This is a genomic window from Rhodoferax sp. MLSD5-FHT05B10 (assembly GCF_058793415.1).
The window spans coordinates 43,260-61,396 of record NZ_JBXAFT010000010.1 but is presented as its reverse complement, the minus strand read 5'-3'; the positions used below and the strand labels follow the sequence as shown (position 1 = coordinate 61,396).

18 protein-coding genes are annotated in these 18,137 nt (G+C 65.3%); 11 read left to right on the top strand and 7 right to left on the bottom strand.

Annotated features, from left to right (window positions below; all coding sequences use genetic code 11):
• Positions 1–29 precede the first annotated feature (29 nt).
• The 6 genes from AC1Q5W_RS14775 to AC1Q5W_RS14750 all read left to right on the top strand — a co-directional run bounded on the left by AC1Q5W_RS14775 (position 30) and on the right by AC1Q5W_RS14750 (position 5,537).
• Positions 30–1,166 carry an ABC transporter substrate-binding protein gene (locus tag AC1Q5W_RS14775; RefSeq protein ID WP_492645658.1) on the top strand — a complete coding sequence of 379 codons (1,137 nt, stop codon included), beginning with the start codon at positions 30–32 and terminating at the stop codon, positions 1,164–1,166.
• 73 nt (positions 1,167–1,239) lie between these two features.
• A complete protein-coding gene (locus AC1Q5W_RS14770) occupies positions 1,240–2,748 on the top strand; it encodes a Ppx/GppA phosphatase family protein (protein WP_492645657.1) in 1,509 nt (502 codons plus the stop codon).
• Positions 2,749–2,799: 51 nt separating this feature from the next.
• Complete coding sequence (locus AC1Q5W_RS14765; protein WP_492645656.1) at positions 2,800–3,603, top strand: MlaE family ABC transporter permease; 804 nt, start codon at positions 2,800–2,802, stop codon at positions 3,601–3,603.
• Positions 3,604–3,622: 19 nt separating this feature from the next.
• Positions 3,623–4,531 carry an MlaD family protein gene (locus AC1Q5W_RS14760; RefSeq protein WP_492645655.1) on the top strand — a complete coding sequence of 303 codons (909 nt, stop codon included), beginning with the start codon at positions 3,623–3,625 and terminating at the stop codon, positions 4,529–4,531.
• Positions 4,528–5,238, top strand: a complete 711-nt coding sequence (locus AC1Q5W_RS14755; RefSeq protein ID WP_492645654.1) for a hypothetical protein — start codon at positions 4,528–4,530, stop codon at positions 5,236–5,238. The genes AC1Q5W_RS14760 and AC1Q5W_RS14755 overlap by 4 nt, the downstream gene beginning before the upstream one ends.
• Complete coding sequence (locus AC1Q5W_RS14750; RefSeq protein WP_492645653.1) at positions 5,235–5,537, top strand: hypothetical protein; 303 nt, start codon at positions 5,235–5,237, stop codon at positions 5,535–5,537. The genes AC1Q5W_RS14755 and AC1Q5W_RS14750 overlap by 4 nt, the downstream gene beginning before the upstream one ends.
• Before the next feature lie 13 nt (positions 5,538–5,550).
• On the opposite strand, the gene AC1Q5W_RS14745 is transcribed toward AC1Q5W_RS14750, so the two are convergent.
• The 7 genes from AC1Q5W_RS14745 to AC1Q5W_RS14715 form a co-directional block, all read right to left on the bottom strand.
• Positions 5,551–7,380 carry an EAL domain-containing protein gene (locus AC1Q5W_RS14745; RefSeq protein ID WP_492645652.1) on the bottom strand — a complete coding sequence of 610 codons (1,830 nt, stop codon included), beginning with the start codon at positions 7,378–7,380 and terminating at the stop codon, positions 5,551–5,553.
• A 218-nt stretch (positions 7,381–7,598) separates the two neighbouring features.
• On the bottom strand, positions 7,599–8,060 hold the full coding sequence (locus AC1Q5W_RS14740; protein WP_492645651.1) for a SixA phosphatase family protein: 462 nt from the start codon (positions 8,058–8,060) through the stop codon (positions 7,599–7,601).
• 4 nt (positions 8,061–8,064) lie between these two features.
• Positions 8,065–10,170, bottom strand: coding sequence for a polyphosphate kinase 1 (gene ppk1 / locus AC1Q5W_RS14735; protein ID WP_492645650.1), 2,106 nt, complete (start codon positions 10,168–10,170; stop codon positions 8,065–8,067).
• Positions 10,171–10,209: 39 nt separating this feature from the next.
• Positions 10,210–11,292, bottom strand: a complete 1,083-nt coding sequence (locus AC1Q5W_RS14730) for a glycosyltransferase family 4 protein (protein ID WP_492645649.1) — start codon at positions 11,290–11,292, stop codon at positions 10,210–10,212.
• Complete coding sequence (locus tag AC1Q5W_RS14725; protein WP_492645648.1) at positions 11,289–12,155, bottom strand: UDP-2,3-diacylglucosamine diphosphatase; 867 nt, start codon at positions 12,153–12,155, stop codon at positions 11,289–11,291. Before AC1Q5W_RS14725 ends, AC1Q5W_RS14730 begins: the two co-directional genes overlap by 4 nt.
• Positions 12,152–12,973 (bottom strand): GNAT family N-acetyltransferase, encoded by an 822-nt coding sequence (locus AC1Q5W_RS14720; RefSeq protein WP_492645647.1) that lies wholly within the window; start codon positions 12,971–12,973, stop codon positions 12,152–12,154. Before AC1Q5W_RS14720 ends, AC1Q5W_RS14725 begins: the two co-directional genes overlap by 4 nt.
• Positions 12,974–13,036: 63 nt before the next feature.
• A complete protein-coding gene (locus tag AC1Q5W_RS14715) occupies positions 13,037–13,279 on the bottom strand; it encodes a hypothetical protein (protein WP_492645646.1) in 243 nt (80 codons plus the stop codon).
• 141 nt (positions 13,280–13,420) lie between these two features.
• On the opposite strand from AC1Q5W_RS14715, the gene AC1Q5W_RS14710 reads away from it, so the two are divergent.
• Genes AC1Q5W_RS14710 through arsC form a run of 5 tightly spaced genes read left to right on the top strand, consistent with a single transcriptional unit; the run spans position 13,421 to position 18,135 of the window.
• The gene (locus AC1Q5W_RS14710) at positions 13,421–14,926 is read left to right on the top strand and encodes a CYTH and CHAD domain-containing protein (RefSeq protein WP_492645645.1); all 1,506 of its coding nucleotides are present in this window, start codon (positions 13,421–13,423) and stop codon (positions 14,924–14,926) included.
• A 40-nt stretch (positions 14,927–14,966) separates the two neighbouring features.
• Complete coding sequence (locus tag AC1Q5W_RS14705) at positions 14,967–15,329, top strand: ArsR/SmtB family transcription factor (RefSeq protein ID WP_492645644.1); 363 nt, start codon at positions 14,967–14,969, stop codon at positions 15,327–15,329.
• Between the two features lie 5 nt (positions 15,330–15,334).
• Positions 15,335–16,684, top strand: coding sequence for a hypothetical protein (locus tag AC1Q5W_RS14700; protein WP_492645643.1), 1,350 nt, complete (start codon positions 15,335–15,337; stop codon positions 16,682–16,684).
• On the top strand, positions 16,671–17,690 hold the full coding sequence (arsB, locus tag AC1Q5W_RS14695; RefSeq protein ID WP_492645642.1) for an ACR3 family arsenite efflux transporter: 1,020 nt from the start codon (positions 16,671–16,673) through the stop codon (positions 17,688–17,690). The genes AC1Q5W_RS14700 and arsB overlap by 14 nt, the downstream gene beginning before the upstream one ends.
• Positions 17,691–17,712: 22 nt before the next feature.
• Positions 17,713–18,135 carry an arsenate reductase (glutaredoxin) gene (gene arsC, locus AC1Q5W_RS14690; protein ID WP_492645641.1) on the top strand — a complete coding sequence of 141 codons (423 nt, stop codon included), beginning with the start codon at positions 17,713–17,715 and terminating at the stop codon, positions 18,133–18,135.
• Positions 18,136–18,137: the final 2 nt, after the last annotated feature.

Below are 18,137 nucleotides of genomic sequence, written 5' to 3'. Positions count from 1 at the left end.
TTGATAGCAAAATCCACTACAAACCCACCATGCAAAACCCTGATCGACGCCAGCTGATGCGAACGGTAGCGGGCGCCCTCGCGGCCAGCACCCTTCCGGCCTGGGCCCAACTCCCCAAAACCGCGCCCGGCTCCCGCATCTGCACGGTCGCACAGGTTGTGGACGTGTCTGTCAGCCAGATCGACGTTTCCAAGGATTTCCTGATTGGCTCGCGCGCCGCCTGGCAGGACATCAATGCCCGTGGCGGGTTGCGCGGCAAGACCGTGCAGCACCTGGTGCTGGAAGTGGACGGCAGCGCCGCCAGCCTGCGCGCCGCCGTGCAAACGTTGAAAAACCAGCCCCAGTGCGTTGCGCTGTCCGGTAGCGTGGGCGACCACGCGGCGGCCCAGCTGACGGACCTGCTGCAACGGGAACTGCCCGACGTGGCCCATGTCGCCCCCTGGCTGCAAAACGCCACGCTGGACGCCGCCAGCAACACCTTCCCCATTTTTGCCTCGCGCCAGGAACAGGTGGCGCACGCGATCAAATCCCTGTCCGTCATGGGCATCACGGAGGTGGGCGCCATTTACGGCTCCGCAGCCGAATACGCCAGCTACCGGCAGGGCGTCGACGAGATGGCCAACACGCTCAAGCTGCGGCTGAAGTCATACAGCCCGGTCGCCAACCTGCAGCAGCTGGGCAAGACGCTCACGCCCGACAGCCCCCGCGTCCTGCTGTTCCTGGGCGGCACTCCGGAGCTGGTGCAGTTTTCCCAGGGCATCGAAAAGCAGGCGGCACAGCGCTACATCATCGCCATGTCCGACGTGAACCTGCAGACCATGCTGCAAATGGGCGTTTCGCGCTTCACGCCGGTGATCGCCACCCAGGTGGTTCCCATGGTCAACGCCAACCTGCCCATCGTCAAAAGCTTCCGCGACACGCTGGGCCGCCTGTACGACGAGCCGCCAACTCCCCAGAGTCTGGCCGGCTACATTGCGGCGCGCTACACCTACGAAGTGCTGCAGGGCATTGACGGCGCGCCGACCCGGCTCAGCGCGCTGCAAGCCTTCCAGAAGCGCAGCACCGTCGACCTGGGCGGGTTCCGCATTGCCCCCGATACCCGCAGCCGTGGCACCGCCTATGTCACGCAGAGCATGATTTCCACCGACGGCCGCCTGCTCGGCTGACACCGTCCGGCCGCCGACCGCGGCGGTGCGGATGCTATGCTCCTGACCGCCTTACAACTCTAAAAAGCAATCGATGGAAAACGGAAATCGCCTGGCGGCCGTGGATTTGGGATCCAACAGTTTTCGTCTCGAAATCGGACGGGTGGACCACGGTGAGTTCCGGCGCACCGAATACCTGAAAGAGACCGTGCGCCAGGGCGGCGGACTGGACGATGACCGTAACCTGACCCCCCAGGTCATGCAAAGCGGCTGGGACTGCCTGGCCCGCTTTGGCGAACGCCTGGCAGGATTCAAACCCACCGAAGTGCGCGCCGTGGCAACACAAACCCTGCGCGAGGCCCGCAACCGGGACGAATTCCTCGACCGGGCCAACCAGATTCTCGGCTTCCCCATCAACGTCATCTCGGGGCGGGAAGAGGCCCGGCTGATCTACCAGGGCGTGGCCCACATGCTGCCCCAGTCCGAAGAACGGCGCCTGGTCATCGACATCGGCGGGCGATCCACCGAACTCGTGCTGGGACAGGGCCTTGCCCCCCAGGTCATGGAGTCGTTCCGGGTGGGCAGCATTGCCTGGTCCAACCGATACTTCCCCGACGGCCAGTTTTCCCGCAAGGCATTCGACATTGCCGAAATCGCGGCCAAGGCGGTGCTGGACGAGGCCCTCGACGCCTACCACCCCGACCGCTGGGACGTGGCCTACGGCTCGGCCGGCACGGTGGGCGCCATTGTCGACGTCCTGGTGGCGGCCGGCTGGCCCGCCGGCACCGTGACACAGGAGGGCCTGGACTGGCTGGTCGACAAGCTGGTGACCGCCCAGAATGCCGACCGCCTGCGGCTTGCCGGCATGCGCGAAGACCGCAAGGCCATCATCGGCGGCGGCGTGAGCGTGGTGCGCGCCGTTTTCAGCCTGCTGGGCATCCAGACCCTGCAACAGGCCAGCGGCGGGCTGCGCCATGGTCTGCTGTGCGACATGCTGGGCACGGCCGACCACGCAGACGACCTGCGTGTCAAGACCGTGCGGCGCCTGGCAAGCAAGTTCGGGGTCGACACCGCCCACGGCACCCGTGTGGGAAACGTGGCGGCACTGCTGCTCCAGCAACTGATGCCTGCCCCGCGCGATGGCGCGCCCCCCGACGAAGACCGTTCCCTGCGCAAGCTCAGCTGGGCCGCCCAGCTGCACGAAATTGGCAGCCACATCTCCCACAGTGACTACCACAAGCACGGTGCCTACATCCTGGACAACGCCGATGCCATGGGGTTCTCGCTGTCGGAAATGCACCGCCTCAGCCTGCTGGTGCTCGGGCACCGCGGCAAGCTGCGCAAGCTCGAAGCCGTGCTGGGAGACGACGATCTGGTCATGCAGCTGATGGCGCTGCGTCTGGCCGTCATCTTGTGCCATGCCCGGCGCGACCCGGACCTGACCGGCATGACACTGGCACGCTCGGCCACGCACAACCGCACCGTGCGCCTGCGCTGCCGCGCCGGTTGGGCCGAAGCCTTTCCGCAGTCCGCCTACCTGCTGCGTGAAGAGGCGCTGGCCTGGCAAAAAACCCCGTGGTCCCTCGACGTGGCTGCGGCCTGACGGTCCACGGCGCTTCACACGGCCCTGCAGGCCCGCAGGTATCATGCCCGCATGACCTCAACGGTTTCATGGCAACGCTGGCTGGATCGCACCGGCCAGGCCGCGCAGCAATGGCTCCTGGGCTGGTGGCGCCTGCTGGAGCTGGGCGCGGTCATTCTGGTGCTGGTTCTCTCCCCGTCAAGCTACCGCCGCGCGAACCGCCCGGCGCTGGCCCGGCATATCTATCTGCACACCGCCCCCATCCTGGCCGGCTTCACGGTGCTCTGCGCGCTGGTGACCGTGGTACTCACCCGCATTGTGCTGGCCACAGCCCTGAGTTACGGTCTGTCGCAGTACGCCCTACAGCTGGTCATCCGGGTCCTGGTACTCGAACTGATCCCCCTGACTGCTGCGCTGTTCGTCGCACTACGCTGCACGATTCCCGACGGGGCGGAGCTGTCGGCGATGCAAGCCACCGGCCAACTCGACGCCATGCGCCGCCAGGGCCAGGACCCGGTGCGCAGCGTCGTGTTGCCCCGGGTCATTGGCGGCCTGTTTGCCGGCGTCACGCTGGCAGCACTGAGCAGCGTGGTGACCCTGGTGGTGACCTATCTGGCCAGCTACGGGTTCACTGTATCGGGCCTGGCGGTCTACACCCGCCTGTTCGGCCAGGTGTTCAGCCCCGCCGTCAGCCTGATCTTCGTCCTCAAAATCCTGTTCTTTTGCCTGGCGGTGTCCCTGATTCCCATGGCCTCGGCCCTGTACGACCCGCAAACCACCCGCCCGCGCACCAGCGCTGAAATCCGCGGACTGGTCCGCATGTTTTCCGTGATACTGCTGGTGGAAATCGTCTCGCTGGTTGGCAACTACTATTGACACCAAATACGGCATGCCCATGAGTTCACCCCACGAACCCGAAACACCACCGATAGCCCACCTGGAACTCAAGGCCCGGCTGTTGATGGTATTCATGTTGCTGCTGCTGTGCGGCTCGGTGCTGTACGTGCTGTACGCGCGGGGCGCGTTTGACGCCACCCAGAAACTGGTGCTGGTGGCAGAAGACTCCGAGGGCGTGGTGGTCGGCATGGACCTCACGTTTTCCGGCTTTCCCATAGGCCGGGTGCGCCAAATTGAGCTGGCCGCCGACGGTAAGGCACGCATTCTGGTGGACGTTGCCACCAAGGACGCCCACTGGCTGCGCACCACCAGCGTCTTCACGCTGGTACGCGGCGTGGTGGGTGGCACCAACCTGCGCGCCTACACCGGCCTGCTGGAAGACCCGCCCCTGCCGGACGGCGCCGTACGCACCGTGCTGCAAGGGGACACCAGCGCCGAAATCCCCAAGGCCATCGCATCGGCCCGGACGCTGCTCGACAACCTGGGCACCCTGACCAGCCGCCTCAACGACCCGGGTGGCGTGCTCACGGTGCTACTGGGCAGCGAAACGGAGGCCCAGAAGTTCATTGCCACATTGGGACGCACCAACGCCCTGCTCACCAAGCTCGACACCCTGGCAGGCAAGACCGACACCCAGGTCTTCGGCGAAAAAGGGGTGCTGCCCGAAACCCGCGCCACCGTCCGGCAACTCAACGCCCTGCTGGGCGAAGCGCGTACCAGCCTGAAGAAAGTGGATGCCGTGCTGCAGGATGCCCAGGCCGTCAGCGCCAACGCCAAGGACGCCAGTGCCGATCTGGGAGCCCTGCGCGCCGACGTGGACGCCAACCTGCGCAAGATCGAGGGCCTGGTCAACGACATCAACCGCAAGTGGCCATTTACCCGTGATGCGGAGATGAAACTGCCATGAATGCCTTTGCCCGAATCCTGCAACCCGAGGCCCTGCGCAAAGCCCTGCCCGTTGCGGGCCTTGCCCTGCTCAGCGCCTGTGGCAGCACGCCCCAGCCACCGGACTGGCAACTCGAAGCCCGGAACTCCATGGAGCGCTCCGTCGCCGCCTATCTGGAGGGAAACAACCGCGTCGAGATGGCCGAGCTGCAGCGCGCGCGCAGCCAGCTCGGCCGCACCGGCCGCGCCGACCTGCTGGCCACCGCCGAACTGCTGCACTGCGCCACCCGGGTGGCCAGCCTGGTTTTTGAACCGTGTGCGGCCTTCGAAGCCCTGCGCCCGGATGCCCTGCCCGCCCAGCGCGCCTACGCCGACTACCTGCGGGGCCGCGTACCACCACAAGACATTGCCCTGCTTCCACCACTCCAGCGCGCCGCGGCAACGGGTGATGCCAGCGCCGTGGTGGCGGCCGCAGAACCCCTGTCGCAACTGGTGGCCGCCGGCGTGATGCTTCAGGCCGGCACGGCCACTCCCGCCGTCATCACACAGGCCATGGAAACCGCATCCGCCCAAGGCTGGCGCCGGCCCCTGCTGGCCTGGCTTGGCGTGCAAGCCCAGCGCGCCGAGCAGGCGGGCAACCCCGAGGAAGCGGCACGGCTGCGGCGGCGCATTGCCCTGACCCTGGGCAGCACCCCGCGAATACCCGACACCGGGGCAGCGGCGCCATGAGCTACACGCTCAAGCTCTATGCCATGGAGGACGTTTCGGCGGCGGAACTGCGGGCGGCCGAGCAGCGCTTTCGGACTGCGCTGGAAACCACGCTGGGCGATGCAGACCTGGTAGCTCCGGTGCATGCCGCCTACCAGCGCATCGTGATGACCTATGGCGAGGCGCCCGACCCCGATGCCCTGTCGCCCCACGAACTCGAAATTTTCACCCAGTGGCAGGCCGCCGAGTCGGCTGCAGTGGTTGCCACCTGGGGACCCAACCGCTACCTGGGCGACGCCCAGTTTGAAATTTGCCCCTGACCTCAAGGCAAGGCTAAGCCGCGCGCTCCAGCACGCCCACGCCCGCCTGCTTGGCGCCCTGTTTGGCGAGGGCTGCCAGATTGGCCACATCCTCGGCCCGGGAGAAGCGGCTGCCATCAATGGCAACGGCGCCAATCGAAACCGTCGTGCACGGAAAGAAGCGGGGCACGCCGTGGCGGTCGTCCCCATGAATGCCACCGGCCTGGCGCACCGCATCGTCGTACATGCCCAACGCCTGGGTGTTGAATTCCTGCACCAGGCGCTCGCAACGTTCCCGCCAGTCGGCGCTTTGAAACAACAGGATGAAATCGTCACCACCGACATGCCCCAGGAAATCGCGCTGGGAATCGCATTGCTCCATGGATATCCGCGCCAGCAGGCGGATCATCTCGTCGCCCCGCCAATAGCCGTAGTAGTCGTTGAAGGGTTTGAAGTTGTTGAGATCCGCGTAGCACACCACGAACCGCACATCTTTCTTGAGCAGGCGCTCCATGTGCTGGCTGATGGGAATGTTGCCCGGCAGGAACGTCAGGGGGTTGGCGTGGCGCGCGGCCTCGATGCGTGTCTCCGTGACCGAGCGCACCAGCTGGTCGCCGGTGCCCATGCCCACGTAGCGACCGTTGTCGGTCACGATGAATCCGTCCGCCAGATAGCGCTGGTCTTCCGAGGTCAGGATGCCCACGAGTTCATCCACACTGTGGTCGCGCTCCACCAGGCGTGGCTCGGGGTTGGCATGCACGGTGCACGACTTGCGACCCCACACCTCCCGGTAATACAGCTTGCTGTACTCGTTCATGAACTGCACGCGGTTGATGATGGCCACCGGTCGTTCCCCCTCCAGTACGGCAACGGAGGGTAGATCGGGCGCCGCAGAAAAGATAGCTGCGAGTTCATCGTTCGTAGTGTCGGCAGTCACGGTCGGCGGATGCGCGAGCGACAGGTGGCGCAAATGCCCGCCCGACTGGGCGCGGCTCCATTCCGGAAACACCACGATCTGGCGTTCATCCAGAATCCGCTGGGCATCGTTACCTAGGTACCGGATCGGCGTCGGGTCCGGGCGGCCCAGGAAGTACCCCTGCCCGAAGGTAATGCCCAGGTCCCGCAGCACGCGCAGGTCTTCCGGGGTCTCTATGCCCTCGGCCACCAAAGCAGTACCGAAAATATCGGCAATCTGCAACAGCGCCTGGATCGTCTTCAGCTTGTCGCCGTGCTGGCTGATGTTCTTGGTGAAGTATTTGTCGATCTTCACCACTTCGGGCTTCAGCTGGGACCACAGGCGCAGGCTGGAGCGCCCATCGCCAAAATCGTCCAGCGCCAGCGAGACACCGGCCGCATGGAACTCCTGCACCACCTCGGCCAGCAGGTCCATATCGTCCACACGCTCGTGCTCGGTGATTTCCAGCACCAGCATGCGCGGCAGCACGCCAAAGCTGTTGATGAGCGTGAGCATGGCTTCCCGCCCGCGCAAGGCAAACAGCTGCGTCAGCACCGTGGCGCTGGCATTGACGAACAAACGCCCGGGCGCCTGGAGTTGCCCCCAGGTCTTCAACGCGGCCACCACGCACTTGCGCTCGAACTCGGAACTCAGGTGTTCCTGCGCCGCGGCGCGCAACAGCGCATCCGGCGTATGCAATGCCGTGCCCTGGGGACCGCGAATCAGTGCTTCGTGGGCATGGATGGATCCATCCGCCAGATTGATGATGGGCTGAAAAACGGGGTAGAGACGGCTTTCCTGCAGCACTTTTTCCAACGGTCCCTGACCGCCGGTCACCTGGGCCAACCGTGCCCCACGCTGCCACCCGGTCATGACGGGCCGTGCGCTTGCCAGCGGTGCCGCATTCATGTCCGCTCCCCACTGTCAAATGGACTGCAAAGGGTGCATATCAGGCCGAACTGTGGCCCGAACTCGCACCCGCCAATACCTCTGGAGAAATTGCGAAACCAACGTGGCATTTATAGCCCTATGAATATTATTAGCTTCCGATTTTTGACAAGAAAGATGACGCGGGTGTGAAGAAAATGTGTCAGCACCAAGACGCGAACGCGCTGGGCTGGGCTGGGCTACAGCAACTCGGGTGACTGCACGGTCACCACCACCGTCTGGGCCGACAGCTCGCGTTCCCGGTGTCGCAACCACCACACCGCCCCTTTCTTGACGGTGCATTCGCTCACCTTCAAACCCAGCAGGGTTGCCACGGTCTGTCCCAGGGTCGGCTGGTGCCCCACCACCAGCACACAGCCTTTGGCGTGCGGCCATTGAACCAGCTCCAGCAACTGCTCCGGCGTGCCCTGCGGCCCCAGCAGGGGGCTGGTCTTGAACTTGTGCCCCAAGGCTTGCGCGGTTTGCTGCGTGCGCTGCGCCGGACTGACCCAGACCCGAACGCCATCCGGAAGTTGCCGGTCCAGCCAGGCGGCCATGCGGGCGGCCTGTTTCTCGCCACGGGGCGTCAACCGCCGGGCCATGTCATCACCACTCACCAGGTCTTCTACTGCTTCGGCATGCCGCCACAGGATCAGATCCATGGTTCTAACCTCCGTGATGCCCGTTACCGTTGCTGGTATAGCGCGCCATGAGCGCCGCCTGCGCACCATGTACAGCAACCGTGCCGTCGCTCCGGCAGCGGGCGTATGTGCCGTCAGGGCCCATGTCCCAGGCGTCCACGCCGTCGTGCAGGTACGCCACCAGGCACTCGTCCACCAGCCGCTGGCGCTGCACCGGGTCGGTGACCGGCCACGCCAACTCCACGCGGCGGACCATGTTGCGGTTCATCCAGTCGGCGCTGGACAGGTACAGCTCCTCGACTTCGCCTTCCCGGAAATAGAACACCCGTGAATGCTCCAGGAAACGGCCGATGACCGACCGCACCCGGATGTTGTCGGTATGCCCCGCCACCTGCGCCGGCAGGGTGCAGGCGCCACGCACGATCAGGTCGATTTTCACGCCCTGCCGGCCGGCCCGCAGGAGGCTGTGAATCAGGGCCTCATCGGTCAGGGAATTCATCTTGGCCACGATGCGGGCCGCCTTGCCCTGGCCGGCCGCCTGGCCCAGCCGGTCAATCTTGGCAATCAGATTGCGCTGCAGATAAAACGGCGCCAACCAGAGCTTGCGCAGTACGGGCAGCCGGCTCTGGCTGGCCAGATGCACGAACACATGTTCCATTTCTGCGGTCAGCACCGGGTCTGCCGTGATGTGGCTCACGTCGGTGTACAGGCGCGCCGTACGCGGGTTGTAGTTGCCGGTCGACAGATGGCCATAGCGCTTGAGTGCCTTGCCTTCCCGCCGCGTGACCAGCATCATCTTGGCATGGGTCTTGAGGCCCACCACGCCGTATACGACCTGCGCCCCGATGGACTCCAGCATCTCCGCCCAGTTGATATTGGCTTCTTCGTCAAAACGGGCCTTGAGTTCCACCACCACGGTGACTTCCTTGCCGCGACGCACGGCCTCACGCAGCAGGTCCATCACCTCGGAATCGGTGCCGGCACGGTAAATGGTCTGTTTGATGGCCAGCACCTGCGGGTCGTTCACCGCCTGGCGCAGAAAGTCCACCACGCCATCGAAACTCTCAAACGGCTGGTGGATCAGGATGTCGCCCTGCTTGAGCTGTTCAAAAATGGATTGCGTGGTGCCCATTTGCACCGGGTACGACGCCTTGTAGGGGGGAAAGCACAGGTCCGGTCGATCCACCAGGTCAATCAGCTGCGTCAGGCGAACCAGGTTCACTGGTCCGTGGACGCGGAACAGGGCCTTCGGCGGCAAGTCAAACTGGTGCAACAGGAAGTCGCACAGATGCTCGGAACAGCCCGCCGACACTTCCAGCCGGACTGCCTGCCCGTAATTGCGGTGCACCAGCCCCTGGCGCAAGGCCATGCGCAGGTTCTTGACGTCGTCCTCATCCACCGCCAGATCGGAATGCCGCGTCACCCGGAACTGCGAAAACTGACCCACCGCGCGACCAGGAAACAGCTCTCCCAGATGGGCGCGGATCACGCTGGACAAGGAAACAAACAGCGTGCGCGAACCCGATACCTTGTCGGGCATGCGGATCAGGCGCGGCAGCACACGCGGCACCTTCACGATGGCGATTTCGTTTTCCCGCCCGAAGGCGTCCCGACCGCTCAGGCGCACAATGAAATTGAGCGACTTGTTGGCTACCTGGGGAAACGGATGGGAGGGGTCCAGCCCCACGGGAATCAGCAGTGGCCGCACTTCGCGCTCAAAGTACTGTTTGACCCAATGGCGCTGCGCCGGATTGCGGTCTCCGTGCGACATGATCTTGATGCCCTGCTTCTCGAACGCCGGCATCAGCTTCTCGTTGTACACGGCGTACTGGCGGTCCACGATGCTGTGCAGCGCCGCCGCCAGCCGTTCAAACGAACCAACGGTGTAGATCCCCTTGCGGTCGTTGGCCTGGTTGGCCAGCAAATGCGGCTCCGCCCGCACCTCAAAGAACTCGTCGAGGTTGGAGGACACGATGCAGAGGTAGCGCAGGCGCTCGATCAGGGGAACGTCGTCACGGACCGCCCAATCCAGCACGCGCTCATTGAAGGCCAGCAAGCTGTGATCGCGATCCAGCAGATCTGGCGCCTTGGAAGCCTGCGACGGCGGAGAACGGCGAGGAAGGGTCGACATGGATACGGTTCAGACTATGACACAACGGTGAACAATTGTTTACGATTTCGGTGACATTTGCGTGACAGAGTCATGAAGCGTGCCCGCACACGCCAAGGGTTCGCCCTGCCGGGCCGGCGCCAGGTAATCCAGAAACAACTGCGCGGCGCGTTTCCAGCTGAAGGCCTGCGCGCGCTTGCGCGCCTCGTGGCGGGGAACGGCCAGTGCGCTGTACCAGGCACTGGCCAGATCGGGGTGCAGCGCGCCACCGCTGGGCGGGTTGCCCACCACCTCCAGCGGCCCCTCCACCGGAAAGGCCGCCACGGGCGTCCCCGTGGCCATGGCCTCCAGCATCACAAGACCGAAGGTCTCAGATCGGCTGGGCATGACAAACACATCCGCGGCGGCATACACCTGCGCCAGTACGTCCCGGGGCAGCACGCCCAGCCAGCGCACCTGTGGAAAGCGCTCCCGCAACGCCTGCTCCATGGGCCCCACGCCGCAGACCACCTTGGTACCTGGCACGTCCAGCTGCAGAAAAGCCTCGATGTTCTTCTCGTAAGACACGCGGCCAACAAACAGCGAGACCGGACGAGCCATGCTCCCCAGCGGGGCGTAGACGCGGGGCAACTCCTGGTACGCAAACAGCGTCGTGTCTACGCCATGCGTCCAGCTGCGCAGGTTCCGGAACCCGCGTGCCTCCAACATGCGCAGAACACTCGGGGTCGGCACCAGAACGCCCCGGGAAGGTCTGTGGAAATGACGAAACAGGGCATAGCCCATCCAGAGCGGAATCCTCAGGGCCGCCTTCAGTATTTCCGGAAAGCGGGTGTGGAAGGTGGTGGTGAATGCCAGGCCGCGCTTCAGACAATACCGCCGCGCCGCCCACCCCAGAGGGCCTTCAGTGGCCAGATGGATGGCGTCGGGTTCAAGGGCGTCGAGTTGGCGCGCCAAGGTCGGTCCCGGGCGCACAGCCAGGTCGATGCCGGCGTAACCGGGGCAGGGCCGGGTAGAGAACAAGCCGGGGTGGATCACCGTCACCACATGCCCCTGCCCTTCCATTTCACGCACCAGTTCCACCAGCGTGGTCACCACGCCATTGACCTGCGGCAGCCAGGCATCGGTCACCAGCGCCAGCTTCATGCCGCTGTCTCCTGCAAGGCAGCCGCCTGCGGGGTCCGGCTATCCGTATCCGTCCAGTACAGCAGCTCCAGTCGCCCATCCAGATGCTCCACCAAGGCGCTGCGGCTTTCCACCCAGTCCCCATCGTTGCAGTACAGGGTGCCGTTGATGTCGCGCATTTCGGCGCGGTGGATGTGTCCACACACCACCCCATCATGTCCACGCGACCGCGCCTCGCTGGCCACCGCCACCTCGAAGTCGGTAACGTAGTTGAGGGCTGACTTGACCCGGTGCTTCAGATAAGCCGAAAGCGACCAGTACGGCAGGCCCAGGCGCGCCCGCAGCCCGTTCAGATACCGGTTGAGCTTGAGCGTGAACTCGTACAGGTTGTCGCCCACATAGGCCAGCCACTTGGCGCACTGGATGACACCATCAAAGTAGTCGCCGTGGGTAACCCACAGCGTGCGGCCATCGGCCGTGGTATGCACCGCATCCTCGCAGACCTCGATGCCGCCAAACTGATGCCCCAGGAAGCCCCGGGCAAACTCGTCGTGGTTGCCCGGTATGAACACCACCTTGCAGCCCTTGCGCGCGCTGCGCAGCAGCTTTTGCACCACGTCGTTGTGGGACTGGGGCCAGAACCAGCGCCGGCGCAACTGCCAGCCGTCGACGATGTCCCCCACCAGGTAGAGGTACTCGCTGGGGTGGTTCTTCATGAAGTCCAGCAGGGCGCGGGCCTGACAGCCCGCCGTACCCAGGTGGATGTCCGAAATGAAGATGGCCCGGTAGCGCGCACCCCGGCCCTGCACGTCGGGGTCCGTGGCGGCGCTCTCGGACAGGCGTTGCCAGAGCGGTGCGAAGGCGTCCGGAGCGGCTCGCATCATGTCCCCAGGAAGTGCTTGCGGTAGCGCGCGGGCAGATCGGCAATGCGCATCAGCATCGGCAGATCGGCGGAATTGAAATCCGGGTCCCAGGCCGGCGCACCCAGTACCTTGGCGCCCAGCCGCAGGTAGCCCTTGATCAGCGCCGGTGGCTCCACTTCCAGCGAACCATCGAGCTGCTCTACCGGCAGCGGCAGGCGCGGACGCACGTGGTATTCGATGGGCGCCAGGTGGGTAGCCTGCACTTTGCGCCAGATGCTGGCCGCCAGGTCACCACTGACCACGCCGTTGTGCAGCATTGGGATGCTGGCGCAGCCAATCATGGTGTCAAGCTGGTTGCGCACCATGAACTCCCCCAGCGCACCCCATAGGGCCATGATGACGCCGCCATGGCGGTGCTCCGGGTGCACACAGCTGCGGCCCAGTTCCACCATGCGCTCACGCAGGCTGCGCAGGCGGGTGAGGTCGAACTCCGTGTCGCTATAGGTGCTGCCGACGCGTTTGGCCTGCACCGGTGTCAGGACCCGGTAGGTTCCGATGACTTGCTGGCTGCATTCGTCGCGCACCAGCAGGTGCTCGCAATAGTTGTCAAACAGATCCATGTCGTGGCCGGGTATCTGTGTGTTCAGGCGCGCGCCCATCTCACCGGCGAACACGTCGTAGCGCAGCCGCTGCGCGGCGCGCACTTCGTCCTGATGCCGGGCCCAGGACACCACAATGCCGCCACGGGCCTCCTTCGGCTCCGTGCGGATGGCAGGCGTGGCGGTGGCATGCGAGTGGGGCGTGGTCTGTATCAGGCTCGTCTGGGTTGTTTCTTCCATGGTGTGTACTCCTTGAATGTTTGTGTAGTGCGCGGGACCAAAAAAAAGCCCCGACGACGGGGCTTAGCAGGCAGGTGAAATGTCGGGACGGCGGTCCGACAGGGCGTCGAGCCAGGGCCGGGTGCCAGCCTTGAAGCGCAGCCCTCCGGGGCTGGTGGCAAACGCCTGAGCCGTGCAGCGCAGGACGCGCAGGCATTGCATTTCAAAGTCGTGCAAGGTGTTGCCAGCCAAGGGGCCTGCGCCGTTTCCAGAATCCCGGCTGAGGTTGACATTCATTTCCATCACATACTCCATCGTGCAAGTCATGCAGCGATTCTGGAAGCTGGCCATGACGCGTTCACGTCAGTTTGGTGGCAGTTCTGTGACAGGGGCCGCCCTGTGCGTGCCCGTCTCCGTATATGGAGAAAGGCAGACTTTTTGCGGCCGTTGCGGTAACCTCCCCAAGCCATGAAGCCTGTTGCCCCCCTGCGCCGTCCGGAAGAAATCGAACTCAAGCTCGCCGTGTTGCACACCGGCAGCCCCTCGCTCCTGGAAAAGCGGCTGGCCCGCATTCCGGTGCTGGCACGCCGCAAGACCACCCACCAGCATCTGCACAACGTCTACTACGACACGCCGGAGCAGACCCTGCACCGCCAGCGCATCGCCCTGCGCATGCGGCATGTGACCGGCGAAGCCCGGCCCCGGTGGGTACAGACCCTCAAGACCGGCGGCGCCGGTAATTCGGCCTTGAGCCGCCGCGGCGAGTGGGAATCCACGGTGGCCGGAACCGGCTTGTCGCAGGCCGCGTTGCAAGACACGCCGTGGTCGGCCATCGACCCGGATGGCCACGTATTCCAGGCCCTGGCGCCCGTTTTTGTCACGGTTTTCGACCGCACCAGCTGGCTGGTTCGCAAACGCGACGGCAGCCAGGTAGAAGTGTCGCTGGACATGGGGAAGATTGCCTACGCGAACACCAGCGCACCCATTTGCGAACTGGAGCTGGAGCTGATTGCCGGCCAGCCCCAGGCCCTGTTTGACGTGGCGCAGCAGATCGCCAGCCATGTCGCCACCCTGCCACTGGGCACCAGCAAGGCCGAACGCGGCTACGCCTTGGTCCAGAACCGGGCACACGCCCCCACCCTGGCCCAGCCCCCCGCACTGGGCCCCCGCCTGTCGGTACAGCAGGCCGCACAACGGGTGCTGCGCGAGGCGGTTGGCCAGTTCACCAGCAACCTGAACACCCTGTACGGGTCGGAGGACCCCGAGGTCCTGCACCAAGCCCGGATCGGGTGGCGGCGCTTGCGAACCGCCACCTGGCTGTTCAAGTCTGTTCACGCGGGCACGGCCCTGCCAGCTTGGCACGCGCTGCACCCCCTGTTGACGTTCATGGGCGAATTGCGCGATCTGGATGTCGCCCGCATGGAAACGCTGCCGCCCTGGCAGCAGGCCTACACCGCCGGAGACCCTCGGCTGGCAGCACAATGGCAGTCCCTGGAGCAGGCCCTGCTGCAGGCGGCCCAGCTCCAGCGCAAAGCGCTGCGCTACGCGCTGGAAAAGCCCTCGGTGGGCGCCACCCTGCTGGCGATCACACAGTGGCTGGATGGTTCCGCCGCGCTGGACGCGCCGGATGCGGCGGGAAATAGGCGAAAGAAACACCTGCAGCACTGGGCCCGACGCCGCATGCAGCGCTTGCACGACCAGTTGCAGCAGGCACTTGCAGATTCCGGCCAGCCCGACAGCGCGCACCGCGTTCGCCTGCTCGCCAAGCGTCTGCGCTACGGTATCGAAACCCTGCGCCCCCTGCTCCCCCCAACCGCAGCCCGCCGCTGGTACCGGCAGGCGGTGAAGCTGCAAACCCGCATCGGCGCCGCCCGCGACCGCCAGCAAGCCACCGTCGTGGTGGCCGCGCTGGACGTGGACCGCGAACTGATGGGCTTTGTGCGAGGGCTGGCTGCAAAGCGAACCCGGTCCTGATGTGACTCGAAGCATTTCATATTTCAAATATAATTGAAATATGGAAAAAACACTGACCCCACCCCGTCCGACTGCAACCCCGCAGGACGAGGCCTTTGCCGTCAAGGCGCTGGCTGCGCTGGCCCAAACGCAGCGCCTGCGCGCCTTCCGGGCCCTGGTGGTGGCCGGTGCCGACGGACTGACCCCGGGCGCCATGGCCGAGCACCTGGGCATCGCGTCCAGCGCGCTGTCGTTTCATCTAAAGGAACTGGCGCACGCGGGCCTGGTCAGCAGCGAACCGCGCGGCCGCAACCTGATTTACCGCGCAGACTTTTCGCACATGAACACGCTGCTCGCCTACCTGACCGAGCAGTGTTGCCAGGGCGAGGCCTGCGCGGCCGCCGACGCCTGCACCGCGTGCTGATGCCCATGTCCCATTCAACAGAATCCCCCGCGAGCCTGGCCGACGCCCTGAACCTGGGCTGCATGTGCCGCACCCTGGACGCCGCCCGGTTGCGCGAACAACTGGAAACCGACCCCAGCCTTGAAGGCCTGAGCAGCCAGCTGACGACGACCCACCCCAACCTGTTTTCGGACTCCGCCGTATTCCTGGACCCTGCAGTCCGCACCACGCTGGAACAGGCCATCGCGGCCATCGAACGGGTCATTGCGCTGCCCGCGTACCAGCAGCACACCCTGGCGCAGGCGCCACCCATCGCCCGGCATGCCTTTGGCCCCGCGGGCGTCTTCATGGGCTACGACTTTCACCTGGGAACGGACGGCCCCCGCCTGATCGAAATCAACACCAACGCCGGTGGCGCCCTGCTCAATGCCGCGCTGGCACGGGCACACCGGGCCTGCTGCGAAAGCATGGAAGGGCTGTTTGACGCATCGACCGATCTGGCGCAGCTGGACCAGGTTTTCATGGCCATGTTTGTGTCCGAATGGCGAGCGCAGCGCGGCGCACAGGCCTTGCGCTCCGTGCTGATCGTGGACGACGCACCGCAGGACCAGTACCTTGCCCCCGAGTTTGCGCTGACGCGGCTTCTGTTTCAGCACCAGGGCATTGCCGCCGTGGTGGCTGATGCCAGCGAGCTGCAGTGGCGCGATGGCGCGCTGTGGCACCCGGCACTGCCACCGGGGTTACCGGTGGATCTGGTCTACAACCGGTTGACCGATTTTGACCTGTCCGCCCCAACCCACACCGCGCTACGCGACGCCTATGTTGCCGGCGCCACTGTCGTGACGCCGCACCCCCACGCCCATGCGCTGCATGCCGACAAGCGCAACCTGATCACCCTGGGCAACGACGCCCTGCTGGCCGCATGGGGGGTGTCACCGCAAGACCGCCAGTTGCTGCGTGCCGTGGTGCCCCGCACCGTGCAGGTCACGCCCGACGTAGCCGACGCCCTGTGGGCCGACCGGCGCCACCTGTTCTTCAAGCCCGTGGCCGGCTACGGGGCCAAGGCCGCCTACCGCGGCGACAAGCTGACGCGGCGCGTCTGGAACGAGATCGTGGCGGGCGACTTTGTGGCGCAGGCACTGGTGCCGCCCAGCGAGCGCCTGGTGGACGTGAACGGTGTGCCGACCCGGCTGAAGCTGGACGTACGCGCCTACACCTACCGGGCCCATGTGCAGCTGCTGGCCGCACGCACCTACACCGGCCAGACCACCAATTTCCGCACCACCGGCGGCGGCTTCTCGCCGGTGGTGGTGCTGCCTGCCCCACCGGCTGCAACCCTATCGCCCCCGAGCCCTCGCACCCATGAACACGTTTGAACGCTACCTCACCGTCTGGGTGTTCCTGTGCATCGTGGTCGGCGTCGCGCTGGGTCAATGGTTTCCGGGCGTTTTCCAGGCCATTGGCCACATGGAAGTGGCCCATGTCAACCTCCCGGTCGGGCTGCTGATCTGGGTGATGATCATTCCCATGCTGGTGAAAGTCGACTTCAGCGCCCTGCACGAAGTGCGCCAGCACCTGCGCGGCATTGGCGTCACGCTGGTCGTGAACTGGCTGGTCAAGCCCTTTTCCATGGCGTTCCTGGGCTGGCTGTTCATTCGCCACGTGTTTGCCCCCCTGCTCCCGCCCGACCAGCTCGACAGCTACATCGCCGGCCTGATCCTGCTGGCGGCGGCGCCCTGCACCGCCATGGTCTTCGTCTGGAGCCGTCTCACCGGGGGTGACCCGCTGTTCACCCTGTCGCAGGTCGCGCTCAACGACGGCATCATGATCGTGGCCTTCGCACCACTGGTGGCGTTTCTGCTGGGTCTGTCCGCCATCACGGTTCCCTGGGACACGCTGCTGGCCTCCGTGGTGCTCTACATCATTCTTCCGGTCATCCTGGCCCAGTTGTGGCGCAAGGCCCTGCTGGCCCGCGGAGCGGCGGCACTGGAGGCAGCCATCCAGGCTATTGGACCGTGGTCCGTCGCGGCGCTGCTGGCCACGCTGGTGCTGCTGTTCGCGTTTCAGGGCGAGGCCATCCTGCGCCAGCCGCTGGTGATAGCGCTGCTGGCCGTGCCCATCCTGATCCAGGTCTTTTTCAACTCGGCACTGGCCTACTGGCTCAACCGCGCGGTCGGTGAGAAGCACAATATCGCCTGTCCATCTGCGCTGATTGGAGCCTCCAACTTCTTCGAACTGGCGGTGGCCGCGGCCATCAGCCTGTTCGGCTTCCACTCCGGCGCGGCGCTGGCCACGGTGGTAGGCGTGCTGATCGAAGTGCCCGCCATGCTGTTGGTGGTGCGCCTCGTCAACCACTCCAAAGCCTGGTACGAACGCCACTGACCCTCTACAAGAGAACCACCCCATGAGCACCATCACGATCTACCACAACCCCAAGTGCGGCACCTCGCGCAACACCCTGGCCATGATCCGCAACAGCGGCGTCGAGCCCACCGTCATCGAATACCTGAAGACGCCGCCGACGCGCGAGCAACTGCTGGCACTGATTGCCGCCAGCGGCCTTTCCGTGCGCGAAGTCCTGCGCAGCAAGGAAGCCATCTGCGCCGAACTTGGGTTGCATGATCCGGCGTGCAGCGACGAGGAACTGGTGGATGCCATGCTGGCCCACCCGGTCCTGATCAACCGCCCGCTGGTGGTGACACCGCTGGGCACCCGCCTGTGCCGGCCGTCAGAACTGGTGCTGGACATCCTGCCGCAGCCGCAGCAAGGGGCGTTCAGCAAGGAGGATGGGGAAGCGGTGGTAGATGCGCAGGGACGGCGGATTTAAAT

Bases quoted from the DNA above. Each gene is read 5' to 3' on its own strand.
- AC1Q5W_RS14775 (WP_492645658.1), top strand. From the start codon at position 30: ATGCAAAACCCTGATCGACGCCAGCTGATGCGAACGGTAGCGGGCGCC.
- AC1Q5W_RS14770 (WP_492645657.1), top strand. From the start codon at position 1,240: ATGGAAAACGGAAATCGCCTGGCGGCCGTGGATTTGGGATCCAACAGT.
- AC1Q5W_RS14765 (WP_492645656.1), top strand. From the start codon at position 2,800: ATGACCTCAACGGTTTCATGGCAACGCTGGCTGGATCGCACCGGCCAG.
- AC1Q5W_RS14760 (WP_492645655.1), top strand. From the start codon at position 3,623: ATGAGTTCACCCCACGAACCCGAAACACCACCGATAGCCCACCTGGAA.
- AC1Q5W_RS14755 (WP_492645654.1), top strand. From the start codon at position 4,528: ATGAATGCCTTTGCCCGAATCCTGCAACCCGAGGCCCTGCGCAAAGCC.
- AC1Q5W_RS14750 (WP_492645653.1), top strand. From the start codon at position 5,235: ATGAGCTACACGCTCAAGCTCTATGCCATGGAGGACGTTTCGGCGGCG.
- AC1Q5W_RS14745 (WP_492645652.1), bottom strand. From the start codon at position 7,380: ATGAATGCGGCACCGCTGGCAAGCGCACGGCCCGTCATGACCGGGTGG.
- AC1Q5W_RS14740 (WP_492645651.1), bottom strand. From the start codon at position 8,060: ATGGATCTGATCCTGTGGCGGCATGCCGAAGCAGTAGAAGACCTGGTG.
- ppk1 (WP_492645650.1), bottom strand. From the start codon at position 10,170: ATGTCGACCCTTCCTCGCCGTTCTCCGCCGTCGCAGGCTTCCAAGGCG.
- AC1Q5W_RS14730 (WP_492645649.1), bottom strand. From the start codon at position 11,292: ATGAAGCTGGCGCTGGTGACCGATGCCTGGCTGCCGCAGGTCAATGGC.
- AC1Q5W_RS14725 (WP_492645648.1), bottom strand. From the start codon at position 12,155: ATGATGCGAGCCGCTCCGGACGCCTTCGCACCGCTCTGGCAACGCCTG.
- AC1Q5W_RS14720 (WP_492645647.1), bottom strand. From the start codon at position 12,973: ATGGAAGAAACAACCCAGACGAGCCTGATACAGACCACGCCCCACTCG.
- AC1Q5W_RS14715 (WP_492645646.1), bottom strand. From the start codon at position 13,279: ATGACTTGCACGATGGAGTATGTGATGGAAATGAATGTCAACCTCAGC.
- AC1Q5W_RS14710 (WP_492645645.1), top strand. From the start codon at position 13,421: ATGAAGCCTGTTGCCCCCCTGCGCCGTCCGGAAGAAATCGAACTCAAG.
- AC1Q5W_RS14705 (WP_492645644.1), top strand. From the start codon at position 14,967: ATGGAAAAAACACTGACCCCACCCCGTCCGACTGCAACCCCGCAGGAC.
- AC1Q5W_RS14700 (WP_492645643.1), top strand. From the start codon at position 15,335: ATGTCCCATTCAACAGAATCCCCCGCGAGCCTGGCCGACGCCCTGAAC.
- arsB (WP_492645642.1), top strand. From the start codon at position 16,671: ATGAACACGTTTGAACGCTACCTCACCGTCTGGGTGTTCCTGTGCATC.
- arsC (WP_492645641.1), top strand. From the start codon at position 17,713: ATGAGCACCATCACGATCTACCACAACCCCAAGTGCGGCACCTCGCGC.